Genomic DNA, 12949 nt, shown 5'->3' on the forward strand with positions numbered 1-12949 from the left:
CCAGGGTGTACGAGGCGACAGAAGATGACAGTTAATCCACGGCTCGGCGGGCGACCAGCCTTGCTGTGACTTCGCGGCGGCCCCCTGACGGTGATCATCCGGACTATATGAGCCAGCCCCGAAACGCAAACGTGATATAGGCTTAGATTGCGTCTCAGATGGCCTCTGGCTAAAGAATTGCAGGCTGAAAACTAAACCCAAAATGAGGGCCGTCCGGCGCTAGGCTGCTGCCAGCATGCCGCCGCGCTCTGACCTCTGCTGGCCACCTGCCGATCCCGGCCAGGGGCAGCCCCGCGTGATCGTGGCCATCCCGGCCCGCGACGAGGGGGAGGCGATTGGGGCGACATTGCGCGCCCTGGGAGCGCAGATTGGTGAGACTGGGCAGCCCTTTCAGGACTTTGGCGTGCTGCTGCTGGTCAACAACTGCTCCGGGGACACGGTGGCCAGCGCTAGGGAGGCTGCGCCGCCGGGATTCAGGCTGTGGACCGAGGAGGTCACCTTGCCTCCCGGCGAGGCCAATGTCGTCGGCGCACGCCGCCGCGCCCTGGACCGCGCCGCCGAACTGGCCGGGGACGACGGAGTGATCGTCAGCACCGACGCTGATACCCGCGCCGCGCCCGACTGGCTGTGGGCGCTGCTCAGGCCCATTCTGGCCGGGGCCGACGCCGCCGCAGGGCGCATCCTGCTGGCCGGGGATGGGGCCGCCCTGTGCCCGGAGGTCCGCTCTACCCACCACCTTGACGACCTGTACCGGCTGGCGGCCTGCGAGCTGAGCGCCCGCCTTGACCCGGACCCCGCCGATCCCTGGCCGCGCCACCACCAGCATTTCGGCGCGAACCTGGCCCTGAGCGTGCGCGCCTACCGCGCCGTGGGCGGGGTGCCGCAGGTGCCGTGCCTGGAGGATCTGGCGCTGGTGCGCGAACTGCGCCGCGCGGACTGCACGCTGCGCCATACCCCCGACGCCCGCGTGTACACCAGCGCCAGGCTGTCGGGCCGGGTAACCGTGGGGCTGTCCACCCAACTGGCCGAGTGGCGGCGCGGTCCGGCCACCTGGCTCGTGCCCGGCGGCGCGGAAATCGCCGCGTTAGCCCACGCGGAGGCGGGTCTGCGGGCGGCGTATCCAGGCGGCTGGCACCCTGATCTGCCTGGGCTGTGGCGATCGGATGCCGCGCCGCTCAGCACGGCCCTGCACGCGCCCACCCTCGGGCTGGCGCTGGAGGCGGCCCACGCCGCGCGGGAGGCGGGGGACTGGCCCGCCCTGTATCCGCCCGTTCCCGTGGCCCAGGCCCTCGGTGAGGTGCGCGGTCTGCTGGCCCGGACCGCCGTGCCTGTCCCCCGTCAGCCGCTCCGGGTTAACACGTCCAGCCGGTAGCCCTGCTGCCCGTCCCCGTGGCGCTCGCTGTGCCGCCAGCGCAGGCCGTGTCCCACGCGAGCCAGGGCGGCGGCATGCACCGCGTCGCCGGTCTGCGGGTAGTCGTGGACATGGGGCGTCCAGTGGACCAGCAGCAGCGTGCCGCCCGCGCTCAGCCGCGCCAGGATCATGTCCAGCGCCGTTTCCAGGTCCTGGGGCGAGAGGTAGTACAGCACCTCGGACAGCACGATCAGGTCGAAGGGGCCGTCCGGCAGGTCTGTGGGCAGGCGGCGGCGCTCGAAGACGATGTTGACCTGGCCCGCGTTGCGCGCCCGTGCCCGCGCGAGCGCCTGCTCGTTCAGGTCCACGGCCCATAGCTGTCCGGACCTGCCCGCCAGCAGGCCGCTCAGCACGCCAATGGAACAGCCCACCTCCAGCACCTGCGGGTACTGTTCGCGGGGCAGTGCGGCCAGCGTGCGGGCGTACTTGGCCGCCTCGTAGGGACTGCTGGCGAAGTCCCAGGGGTCCTCGCGGGCGCGGTATACGTCCTCGAAATAGGTCTCGGGCAGGGTCATGCGGTGATCTCCAGGGCGGGTTGACCTGCGGCCTCGAAATACAGCTCCGGGCCGTCCAGCGCCCGCTCCACCATCTCCGGGGCCAGGGTGAAGCCGTCCGGATCGTCGGGCACGCCGCCCAGTTGCGTGGCGTGGGCGGCGATGGCCTGCGCCTTGCGGGGCCGGGCCGCGCCCACCGCCAGGGTCCAGACGCGGGCCTCGCGTTCGGTGGGCCAGTCACTGCCGCCCCCGCGCTCGGGCAGCCATACCGCGTATTCCAGTCGCCGGGCAGCGGGCGGGGCCGCGTTCCAGACCGGTCCCCAGGTCGCGCGGTGATCGGGGTGCGGGTCGCGCCGCCACGGCAGCAGCAGCGTGGCGGGCGGTGCAGTGGCGAAGGCCCGTTCCACTTCCCGCCGGATGGAGCCGGGGTCCAGCGCGTCCAGCCCGCCGTCCGGCAGGCCCAGGGCGTGGGTGCGGGTTTCTAGCACGCCCAGCACCGCCAGCCCCGCGCGCCACTCGGCCAGGCGGGTGCGGGCCAGACGGGCGCGCGGATAGGCGCGCGAATTGGGGTGAGAGAACCCGCCGTCCGTGACCAGCAGGGCGTGAACCTCGCGGCCCAGCCCGCTCAGCGTGGCGGTCAGGGCCGCGCAGCCCAGCGCCTCGTCGTCCGGGTGCGGCGAGACGATCCAGACCGGGCCGGGCAGGGTGTGGGGGTCCAGCCGCAGCGCGTCCAGTCTCACAGCCCCTCGTCTCCCCACGGGCTGTAGGCGTCGCCCGGCAGCTCGGCGGCGTCCAGCACGGCGCTGCCCAGATGCAGGCGGGCGGCGTCGGGGGCGGGCTGGCGCAGGTACATCCGCAGGTCGCGCAGCAGCCGTTCGGCGGGATGCGGGGCCAGCAGACCACGTGCGCCCACCGCCCGCTCCACCGCCTCGCAGGCCAGCAGGCAGGCGTCCTCGGTGACCTCGCGGGCCAGGGATACATAGGCCAGCACGCGCGGGAGGTCATTCTTCCCTGCCCCCTCCAAGTGCACCGAGGCGCGCAGGACGGTCTGCCAGGCGGCCTCCAGCCGGGCCGCCACCGCGCCGAAGCGCAGGCGCTGGGCGTCGTCGCCGCTGCGGCCCAGCCCGCGCAGCACGTCCCGCCCGGCCTCCAGCACGGCGTCCGCGCCGCCCAGTTGCACCGCCAGAAAACGCAGCGCCCCGCCGCCGAATTCCGGCTGGCGGTAATAGTCGCCCGGCTTCCCGATCACGTCGTCCTCGCTGACCGTCAGGCCGGTCAGGTCGGCGCGGAAGCTGACGGTGGGGCGCATGCCCAGCGGCTGCCAGAAAGCCCGGTCAAAGCGCTCCGGCGGCGCGGCGTGGGGCAGCAGCGCCAGCACCCGGCCCCCGCTGCCGGGCAGTTCGGCGGGCAGCAGCGGGCGCGTGACGGACCCCGCCCCGGAGGTAAAGGTCTTGCCGCCCACCAGCGTCCACTCGGTACCGTTTTCAGCCCGCTCCAGCCGCAGCCCCGGCCCGTCCTCGGTGTTCCAGACGCCGAACAGCTCGCCGCTGCGGGCGGCGGCGGCGGCCCGTCCCCCCTGGTGCGCCGTGCCGCAGCTCAGGATCAGGTGCAGGGCGTTGACGTGGCCCTCGTAGACCCGGCCCACCGGCAGGCTGGCGCGCCCTACCCGGCGCAGCAGCGCCAGCAGCCGCGTGCCCGAGACCCCCAGCCCGCCGTGTTCCGGGGGCAGGCTGGCCGCGAACAGTCCCGCCTCCCGCAGCGCCGTGAAGGAGGCGGCGGGAAAGGCCCCGTCCTGATCGCGCGCGGCGGCCTCGGCGGCAATGGCGGGCGCGGCGCGGGCGAAGCGGGCCAGCACAGCGCTCAGGGGGGCGGGTTCGGGCAGGAGAACAGGGCCTGCTCCCTCCTGTTCCCCCAGCCTCCAGGTCTGGGCGCGGGCCAGCACCTCGGCCAGCGGGGCGTGGACGGCGCGGTCACCCAGCGAGCCGGGGTAATCCCACAGCCCGTTGTGACAGTGGCGGTCGTCGTCCCAGCCGGGGTGGTTGACCACCGGATACAGGCAGACGCCGTGGACCGGCACCCCGGCCTCCCGCGCCAGGTGCGTTTCGCGGGCGATCATCTCGAACCACGGGGCGCGGTCCTGGTTCTCGGCTCCTGTTTCGGCGATCACCAGCGGGCGGGCGTAACGGGCGTGGACCTCGGCCAGCAGGGCGCGCAGCGGGCGGTGGTCCGGGTGATCCCGCGCGATGACCTGGCGCAGATGCGGCTCGGGGTGGTGCCACCACTGGTTGTAGGGGTAGTAATTCAGGCCCACCACGTCCACGTATCTCTCCGCGCCGCCCAGTTCCGGCAGCAGGCGGCCCAGCAGCATGTCCAGCGCCTCGAACTGCGAGGCGTGGCTCTGGGCGGCCCCCTCGCGGTCTTCCGGGCGCTCGGGATGCGTCTGCACGCCGATCAGCGGTTCGGCGTGCAAGAAGCGCACCCCCGGGTCCACCTCCCGCGCCGCGTCCATGCCCGCCATCACCGCGCGCACCAGTTGGGCCTTGAGGCTCAGCCCACGCCCCAGCGCAAAGGGATTCAGGTAGCCCACGTCGCCGCCGCCCCAGGCGGTAAACGAGATCTCGTTGACCGGGCACAGCCACAGCGCGCCGTCGGTGTGTCCGCGCAGAAAACGCGCCGCCGCCGCCGCGTAGCGGGCAAAGGTGGCCGGGAAATCGGGGGCGAATGGGTCCACGAAATCCGGAAAGCCGTAATGCAGCAGGTCCCAGACCACCTGCACCCCGGCCTCCCGCGCTGCCGTGACCTGCGCCTGCGCCGAGGAAAAGTCGTACTCGCCCGGCGTGCGCTCGATCAGGTGCCAGCGCAGACCGTCGCGGGCCGTGAGCAGCCCACTGGCGGCCAGCCTGGCGTAGTCCTGCGCGGCAAAGCGGTCGTGCGCGGTGGCGTCGATCACATCGATGCGTCGCCCCGAGGGACGCCGCTGGGTGCTGCATTCAAACCCGCCCCAGTACAGCGACTGGAAGCCGGGGGAAAGGGTGGGCGCGGGCGGCCCGGCAGGTGGTGGACCGAGGACAGTGGGCGAGGGCATGGCCCAGAGTGCCGCCAGGAGGGGCCGCGCGGCTGTGGAGGGCGTGAACCTTTCTGTAGGCTTGCGCCGCCTGGACTGGTCTGGTGCACGAGGCGGAGAAGTAAAGATGAATCGCTGCGAGTCGTTTCATCGTCTGACCGCAGGACGGGCCAGGCCCGCCATCCTTACGAAAGTGACAGGCAAAAATTCCGTCTGGGACGATGTCTGTCCAAGTGCGTCTCAGAAGTTCACGCGGGAGGAAATCTCAGCGGTGAACCCGCTCGGCGAGACACAACTGCTTTCGCCTCAGCCTCCTGCGTCTTCCCAGTCGCGTGAACGCTCCACGGCCTTCTTCCACCGCCCCAGCCTGAAAGCGCGTTGATCGGCGTCCATCGCTGGCTCGAAACGGCGGTCCTCCTGCCACATGGCCTGCAACTCGGCCTGATCGTGCCAGAAGCCCACCGCCAGCCCCGCCAGGTAGGCGGCCCCCAGCGCGGTGGTCTCGGTCACGCGCGGGCGCACCACGGGCACGCCCAGCACGTCGGCCTGGAACTGCATCATCAGGTCATTGGTGCTGGCTCCGCCGTCCACCCGCAGTTCCTTCAGGGTCACTCCGCTGTCCTTTTGCATGGCCGAGAGCAGTTCAGCGCTCTGAAAGGCCACCGCCTCCAGCGCGGCGCGGGCAATATGGGAGGCGGTGGTGCCGCGCGTCATGCCCACGATGGTTCCGCGCGCGTAGGGGTCCCAGTACGGCGCGCCCAGCCCCACGAAGGCCGGGACCAGATACACCCCGCCGCTGTCCGGCACCCGTGTCGCCAGTTCCTCGACCTCCTCGCTGCTGCGGATGATGCCCAGGCCGTCGCGCAGCCACTGGACCACCGCGCCCGCCACGAACACCGAACCTTCCAGGGCGTAGGTGCGCTGGCCGTGGCCCTGTTGATCTGGCAACTGCCACGCCACGGTGGTCAGCAGGCGGTTCTGGCTGGGCACGGCCTCGCCCCCCATGTTCATCAGCATGAAACAGCCGGTGCCGTAGGTATTTTTTGCCATACCGCGTTCCAGGCAGACCTGCCCGAAGGTGGCTGCCTGCTGATCGCCCGCGATGCCCGCAATCCGAATTTGCGCGCCCAGCAGGCCCGGCGCGGTCTCGCCGTACACCTCGGACGACGAGCGCACTTCGGGCAGCACGGCGCGCGGCACGTTCAGCAGGGCCAGCAACCCGTCGTCCCACTCGCCGCTGTGGATGTTGTACAGCAGCGTGCGGCTGGCGTTGCTGGCGTCGGTGATGTGCAGCTCGCCGCCCGTCAGGTTGTAGACCAGCCAGGAATCCACCGTCCCAAAGGCCAGTTCGCCGCGCTCGGCCCGCGTGCGTGCGCCGTTCACATGGTCCAGAATCCAGGCCACTTTGGTCCCCGAAAAGTAGGCGTCCAGGATCAGTCCGGTCTTGGACTGGAAGGTTTCCTCTCTGCCCTCGGCCTTCAGACGGTCACACAGGCCAGCGGTGCGGCGGTCCTGCCAGACAATGGCGTTGTGAATGGGTTGCCCCGTCGCGCGGTCCCAGACCACCACCGTCTCGCGCTGGTTGGTGATGCCGATGGCGGCGATGTCGCTGGCCCGTAGCCGCGCCCCGGCGATGGCCTCCTGCGCCACGCCCAGTTGCGTGCTCCAGATCTCCTGGGCGTCGTGTTCCACCAGGCCCGGACGCGGAAAGAGCTGCCGGAATTCCCTCTGCGCCCGCGCCACCACGTTGCCCGCGTGATCGAACACGATGGCGCGGCTGGACGTGGTGCCGCCGTCGAGGGCCAGGATGTACTGCGGGCGGGAGGAACTGGGCATGGGCGTGACTCCTTGGGGGGACTGCGGGGCGTGGTCCGGACAGGTGGTTGGCCTGCAAATTTTAGGGCATCGGCATAGGCACTGGGTCGGCGGCCAGCCCAGCCGCTCGCCACCTCCCCAGCAAAGAGGCGGCGGGGAGAAAACTCCACCCGCCGCCTGCCAGGGTCCCCCGGCCCCGCCCTACCGGACCGGGTCGATTTCTGAAAGTGAGGTAGAGGCCGATTCGATGCGCTGGGTTCTGGCCTGGCCCACGACCTTGCCGTCCAGGGAATGCTGGGCCATCACGATGGTCTGGCACAGCAGCAGCAGGGAGGCGCTGACGCTGGAGGTCAGCACCCGCAGGCGGCCCGCACGCAGCAGCACGCCCTGTTCGCCGTCGGTCAGGATCAGTACGTGCGGCCCCACCAGCAGCCCGGCCCCGTGCGGGTACGGCCACGAGCGGGCGCGGCAGGCCATCAGCTCCTGCCGCCAGGCGTCGGTATTTTCGGGGTGTTCCTCGCCCTGACCGGCCTGTTTTGCGCCCTGGCTGAGCTGCGTGATCAGTGCGCGGATCAGTTCCCCGGAATCGCCACCCACCCGGCGCAGGGCCGAGACCAGGTCGGTGCGGCCCACGTCGCCGCCCTGCCAGTTGTCCGTCAGCTCCAAGAGCGTTTGCATGTCCTGTGATTCGTCCATAAGCTGACCCCCTTCCCGTCTGTCCCGTGACTCTAGAGTATCTGGCGTGCTGCGTTTCCGCTGCCCTCTCGCCACCCCCCGAATCTGAGCCTCTGCCCACCCGGAGAACCGAAGCATGACCCGTCCCCCTGACCTGTTCGACGCCGCCATCAACGACGAGTACATGCCCAGCCGCCGGGTGCGGCACGCCGATGAGATTGTCGCGGCGTGGCAGCGGGACAGCGCCGCCGTGAGGGAGGCGCGTCCACCGCTGGAACTGGCCTACGGCAGCGGCCAACACGAGCGGCTGGACATGTTCGGGCCTGAAACTGGGGTCCGGGCCACCCTGCTGTTCATTCACGGCGGCTACTGGCAGGCGTTATACAAGGACACCTTCTCGTACCTGGCCCCGCCGCTGCTGGACGCCGGAATCCGCGTGGCCGTCATGAGCTATGGCCTGACGCCCGCCGTGACGCTGGCCCGGATCGTCTCGCAGGCGCGGCGGGCCGCGGCGTTTGTGGCCGCCCGGTTTCCGGGGCCGCTGATCGTGGCCGGGCATTCTGCCGGGGGCCATCTGGCCGCCATGCTCCACGCCACCGACTGGGCCGCCGAGGGTCTGCCAGCGGTGAAATTGACCGGCGGCATCGGCATCAGCGGGCTGTACGATCTGGGACCGCTGCGCCGCACCGAGTTGCAACCGAATCTTCAACTCTCACAGGAGGAGGCCGGTGCCCTCAGCCCGGCGTTCCTGGTCCCGGTCAGTGCCTCGCCCTTCATCGTGGCGGTGGGTGCGGACGAGTCCGAGGCGTTCGTGTGGCAGTCCCAGCAACTGGCCGACGCATGGCCGGATGTCACGGGTGACGTTCAACTGCTGCCGGGCCGTCATCACTTCAACGCGCCAGAGGAGTTGCTGGGGCTGGCGCTCCAGCTCCTGGAATAAGAAATTCGGCCAAAGGGCGGCGTCAGGATGCAATTGGGGGCGAGAGGGCGTCACTTCTTCCTCTGTCAGGAACGCCGCGAGGCCCGTCAGCAGCGCGGCCATTGCGGTGAGCGTCAATGGCTAACGTCCCAGCTTCAATCGTCTGCGCGGGCTTTCTGGTGTCTCCTCACATCGTTTCGGCGTAAGAAAGTTACCTTCTTTAAAGCGCCCGGAATCTAAGGCCTTTCCGCTTTCCCCGGTGGTCAGGCACCCCGTCCCAAGACGAGACACTGCCGGGTCTCCCTATGATGGGTCATGTCATTCCCACCCGACGGCAGCGCGCCGCCCACCTTTGCAGAGGTCTATCCCGGTCATCCTGAACCGCAGTTCGAGCCACTCGATTTCCGCCGCCTGCCGCCCGAAGAGACGCTGGCGCGTGCCGAAGCCTTTTACCGGGAGATGAACGGGAGGCGCACCACCCGGCACTTCAGCCGCGACGCGGTGCCGCAGGCCGTCATCGAGTGGGCCGTGCGGACGGCGGGAACGGCCCCCAGCGGCGCTCACCGTCAGCCGTGGCGCTTTGTGGCGGTGCAGGACCCGGCCCTCAAGGCGCGGCTGCGGGGGGCGGTGGAGGCCGAGGAATACAAGACCTACACCGGACGGATGCCCGAAGAGTGGCGCGCGGCGCTGGCCCCGCTGGGGACCGATTATGTCAAGGCCCACCTGACCGACGCGCCGTGGGTGATCGTGGTCTTCCGCGAGAAGTACGGCCTGGGCGCGGACGGCGCGCGGACCAAGAATTACTACACGGTGGAGAGCGCCTCGATTGCGGTGGGCCTGCTGATCGCCGCCCTGCACCACGCCGGACTGGTCACGTTGACCCACACGCCCAGCCCGATGGGCTTCCTGGCCGAGCTGCTGGAGCGTCCGAAGAATGAGGAGGCGCTGGTGGTCATGCCGGTGGGCTACCCGGCCTTGGACGCCACCGTGCCACGGCTGGCGCGCAAGCCGCTGGGACAGATTTTTCAGGTGGACCTGGGCGGGGGTGTGGCCCAGAGGGATGGCGAGGCCCAGCCGGATTGAACCTCTGCGCGGCCCAGCCGCGTACCGGGGGATAGCACCTCCTTTGACAATTGCCTGCCCATCGGGCAGACAGACTGGGGGCCGGAGGCAGCATGACATCCAATCCCGATCCCGCGTTCCATCCGCCAGACCCGCAGCGGTACGGCTGGGCCATCCCGCCCAAATCTGGCAATACGCCCCTGAAAGCCGACGTGGCCGTGATCGGCGCGGGGTCCGGCGGCCTGACCGCCGCGCTGATGGCGGCCAGCAGCGGCCAGTGCGTGATCCTGATCGAGCGTGAGCGGACTGGCGGCGAATGCACCTTTACCGGCTGCATTCCGTCCAAGGCGCTGCTGGCGATGGCCAGGAAAGTCCATGCCGCCCGTCAGAGCGCCGCGCTGGGCTTACAGGTCAGCGGCGAGCCGGACTGGACCACCATTCAGGCCGAGTTGCACCGGGTCATCGACAGCTTCAGGGACGTGGACTCACCCGAATCCATCGAGGCGCGCGGCGTGACGGTGGTAGGCGGGCAGGCCGCCTTCGTGTCGCCGCATGTGCTGGAAGTGACCCGCGACAGCCAGTCCCGCACGGTGATGGCCGAGCGGTTCGTGCTGGCGACGGGTTCGGAGGCGACGGTGCCGGACATCGACGGGCTGCGCGACATTCCCTTTCTGACCCACGAGACCATCTTCGACGTGCCGCAGCGCCCCGCGCACCTGCTGGTGCTGGGCGGCGGCCCGATCGGCTGCGAGCTGTCGCAGGCGTTCGTGCGCCTGGGCAGCCGCGTGACGACGCTACAACACGGCGAGCGCCTGATCGACAGGGACGAGCCGGAAGCGTCGGCGGCGCTGCTGGAGGTCCTGCGGGATGACGGTGTGACCGTCCATCTGAATGCCGACACCGTGCGGGCCGAGCGCACCGAACAGGGCGTCAGGCTGCACCTCAAAGGTGGGCAAACGGTAGAGGGAACGCACCTGCTCGTCGCCGTTGGCAAGACGCCGCGCGTGCAGGGGCTGGGCCTGGAAATCATCGGGGCCGAGTTCGACAAGAAGGGGCTGAAGGTTAAAGCCAGCATGCAGTCCACCACCTGCCCGTACCTGTGGGGCGCGGGCGACGTGGTGGGCGGGCCGATGTTCACGCACGGCGCGACCGAGCGCGGCACGCTGGCCGGACTGGGTGCGCTGGCCTGGTGGGGCAAGGGCGTGGCCGCCGTGCGAGCGCCCGCCGCGCGCGTGGAGGACATTCCCTGGGTCACCTACACCGAACCCGAGATCGCCCACTGGGGCCTGACCGAGGCGCAGGCCGTCAAGAAGTATGCAGGGCGCGTGGTGGTGGTGGACTACGACTTTGCCCACCTGGACCGCGCCCACACCGAGCATGAGGCGGGATTTGTGAAGCTCGTCACCTTGAAGGGCCTGTTCGGCTCTCCCGTGGGATTGCGCGTGGTGGGCGCGCAGGTGGTGGGCAGCCGCGCGGGGGAGCTGATCCAGACCCTGAGCCTGTCGCCCCGCCTGAATGTTCATCCGCTCAAGCTCGCGCTACTGCCCGTCTCGTACCCCACTTTTGGCGAGGCGGTGCGCCAGAGTTACCTGGGCCTGCTGGTGGACAGCCCGGCCTTCGGCAAGAGGCGGGCTGGGCGGGCTGAAGGGCGGGCAGACGAACCAAAAGCTGCCGCTCCGGGCCAGAACGCGCCCGCCTGAATGGTGGCTCATGTGCTAGACGCCGTGGTCATCGGCGCTGGGTCCGCCGGGCTGGCCGCCGCGTACTGGCTCCAGCAGTGCGGCCTAACATTTACTGTGCTGGAGGCGGGCGACACCGCCAGCGGCGCGTGGCCCGCGTACTACGACAGTCTGACCCTGTTTACCCCGGCCAACCACTCCGCGTTGCCAGGCTTGCCATTCGGCGGTGACCCGCACCACTACCCGTCGCGCGGTGAGATGATCGCCTACCTGCAAACCTACGCGGCCCATTTCGGCTTTCCGCTGGACCGTGCAGCAGAGGTGATGTCACTTCGGAACACTGGCGGCATCTTCAGCGTCAGCGCCAAGGATGGCCGGGAGTGGCGGGCGCGGGCGGTGGTCTGCGCCTCCGGCACCTTCGGGCAGCCGAACTGGCCGGACCTTCCGGGAGAATCGGCGTTTGCCGGACAGGTGCTGCATTCCTCGCAGTACCGTCGCCCCGAACCCTTCGCCGGGCAGCGCGTGATCGTGGTCGGGGCGGGCAATTCCGCCGCGCAGATCGCCGCCGAGCTGGGGGGCGTGGCGCGGGTCACGCTGGCCGCGCGCCGCGCCCCAACACTGTTTGCGCAGCGCCCGCTGGGGCAGGACCTGACCGACTGGCTGGGCTGGTCCGGTCTGGAGAAAATTCCCCTGGGTGCGTTCGGGCGCGTGCCGGACGTGCAGCCGGTGATCGCCGTGCCGGGCCTGCGGGCGGCGCTGCACAGCGGCAATCCTGACCTCCGCCCCATATTCGGGGCATTCACGTCCACCGGCGTGCGCTGGCCCGGCGGGCAGGAGGAGGCCGTGGACAGCGTGATCCACGCCACCGGCTACCGCTGGAACGGTGAGTACCTGCCACGCGCGGCGCTGGACGCACGCGGCGAGCCGCAGCAACGCCTGGGCGTCAGCACCGCGCTTCCAGGGTTATATTTCGTTGGACTGCCCGGTCAGCGCACCGCCGCGTCCGGCACCATCCGCTCGGCGGGCTCCGACGCCGGGTCCGTGGTGGCGCGGCTGGCCAAACATCTGGAGACCCGATATGCCCACCTCTGACCTTCTGAAAACTGTGTTTGCCGTCCTGCTGCTGACCGCTCCTGTGCGGGCCGCCACCGTGGACGACGCCCTGGCCGCGCTGAACAATGGGCAGCCCGACATCACGGTCCGTCTGCTCAGTGGCCGCAAGGATGCGCCGTCGCTGGCCCTGCTGGCCCGTGGGTACGTGGGCCAGTCGGTCTTCATGGACCGCATGGCCGACAAGAAAAAGCTGTTCGCCGCGTCCGAGGCCACCGCCCGCGCCGCCATCGCCGCCGACGCCGGAAACGCCGACGGCTACGTGGAACTGGCAAACGCGCTGGCGCTGCAACTTCAGGGGGTGGGCGTGGTGCAGGCCACCCGCACGGGTCTGGAGGTCCGGCGGCTGTTCGAGCGTGCCACTGAGCTGAACGCCAGGCAGGCGCGGGCCTGGATGGGGCTGGGCCTGTGGCACGCGCAGGCGCTGGGCCTCGGCTCACTGATCAAACTCGCCACCGGGGCCAGCGAGCAGACCATGCGCGCCGCCCTTGAAAGGGCCATTGCCCTGGAACCCAACGAGGTGTTCTTTCGCATGAATTACTCCGACAGCCTGCTGCTGCTGGCCAAGAGTAATTCTGGCCGTGCCGCCGCGCTTCAGACCGAGGCCCGCACCCTGCTTCAGGGGGCGCTGGCCCTGACGCCGCAGACGTACTGGCAGAAATACGATCAGGGGCAAGTGCGCGAGCGCCTCAGGGCGCTGCCGTAACACCCGGCGTCAGG

At 70.1% G+C, this 12949-nt stretch carries 11 protein-coding genes; 6 read left to right on the forward strand and 5 right to left on the reverse strand.

The window, feature by feature from the left end; all coding sequences use genetic code 11:
- Nucleotides 1-235 precede the first annotated feature (235 nt).
- Nucleotides 236-1372: a glycosyltransferase family 2 protein gene (locus tag Q322_RS0105090; protein ID WP_051668229.1), complete on the forward strand. Its 1137-nt coding sequence runs from the start codon at nucleotides 236-238 to the stop codon at nucleotides 1370-1372.
- On the opposite strand, the gene Q322_RS0105095 is transcribed toward Q322_RS0105090, so the two are convergent.
- The 5 genes from Q322_RS0105095 to Q322_RS0105115 form a co-directional block, all read right to left on the reverse strand.
- Nucleotides 1339-1926: a class I SAM-dependent methyltransferase gene (locus Q322_RS0105095; RefSeq protein ID WP_029476587.1), complete on the reverse strand. Its 588-nt coding sequence runs from the start codon at nucleotides 1924-1926 to the stop codon at nucleotides 1339-1341. The genes Q322_RS0105090 and Q322_RS0105095 overlap by 34 nt on opposite strands.
- A complete protein-coding gene (locus Q322_RS0105100) occupies nucleotides 1923-2645 on the reverse strand; it encodes a PIG-L deacetylase family protein (RefSeq protein ID WP_029476589.1) in 723 nt (240 codons plus the stop codon). Before Q322_RS0105100 ends, Q322_RS0105095 begins: the two co-directional genes overlap by 4 nt.
- The gene (locus Q322_RS21570; RefSeq protein WP_084147803.1) at nucleotides 2642-4990 is read right to left on the reverse strand and encodes an acyl-CoA dehydrogenase family protein; all 2349 of its coding nucleotides are present in this window, start codon (nucleotides 4988-4990) and stop codon (nucleotides 2642-2644) included. The genes Q322_RS0105100 and Q322_RS21570 overlap by 4 nt, the downstream gene beginning before the upstream one ends.
- Before the next feature lie 285 nt (nucleotides 4991-5275).
- Nucleotides 5276-6805: a glycerol kinase GlpK gene (glpK, locus tag Q322_RS0105110; RefSeq protein ID WP_029476592.1), complete on the reverse strand. Its 1530-nt coding sequence runs from the start codon at nucleotides 6803-6805 to the stop codon at nucleotides 5276-5278.
- A gap of 180 nt (nucleotides 6806-6985) precedes the next feature.
- The gene (locus Q322_RS0105115; protein WP_029476594.1) at nucleotides 6986-7480 is read right to left on the reverse strand and encodes a hypothetical protein; all 495 of its coding nucleotides are present in this window, start codon (nucleotides 7478-7480) and stop codon (nucleotides 6986-6988) included.
- A gap of 115 nt (nucleotides 7481-7595) precedes the next feature.
- Here Q322_RS0105115 and Q322_RS0105120 point away from each other — a divergent pair, with 115 nt between their 5' ends.
- The 5 genes from Q322_RS0105120 (at nucleotide 7596) to Q322_RS0105140 (ending at nucleotide 12935) form a co-directional block, all read left to right on the forward strand.
- Nucleotides 7596-8399: an alpha/beta hydrolase gene (locus tag Q322_RS0105120; RefSeq protein ID WP_029476596.1), complete on the forward strand. Its 804-nt coding sequence runs from the start codon at nucleotides 7596-7598 to the stop codon at nucleotides 8397-8399.
- Between the two features lie 294 nt (nucleotides 8400-8693).
- Nucleotides 8694-9461, forward strand: coding sequence for a nitroreductase family protein (locus Q322_RS0105125; RefSeq protein WP_051668231.1), 768 nt, complete (start codon nucleotides 8694-8696; stop codon nucleotides 9459-9461).
- Between the two features lie 92 nt (nucleotides 9462-9553).
- The gene (locus Q322_RS0105130) at nucleotides 9554-11140 is read left to right on the forward strand and encodes a dihydrolipoyl dehydrogenase family protein (protein ID WP_051668232.1); all 1587 of its coding nucleotides are present in this window, start codon (nucleotides 9554-9556) and stop codon (nucleotides 11138-11140) included.
- Nucleotides 11141-11152: 12 nt separating this feature from the next.
- Entirely contained in the window at nucleotides 11153-12211 is a 1059-nt protein-coding gene (locus tag Q322_RS0105135; protein WP_245593145.1) for a flavin-containing monooxygenase, read from the forward strand.
- Complete coding sequence (locus Q322_RS0105140; protein ID WP_029476604.1) at nucleotides 12198-12935, forward strand: hypothetical protein; 738 nt, start codon at nucleotides 12198-12200, stop codon at nucleotides 12933-12935. The genes Q322_RS0105135 and Q322_RS0105140 overlap by 14 nt, the downstream gene beginning before the upstream one ends.
- Nucleotides 12936-12949 lie beyond the last annotated feature (14 nt).

Origin of the sequence: Deinococcus frigens DSM 12807, from assembly GCF_000701425.1 — a bacterium.
Classification (GTDB): domain Bacteria; phylum Deinococcota; class Deinococci; order Deinococcales; family Deinococcaceae; genus Deinococcus; species Deinococcus frigens.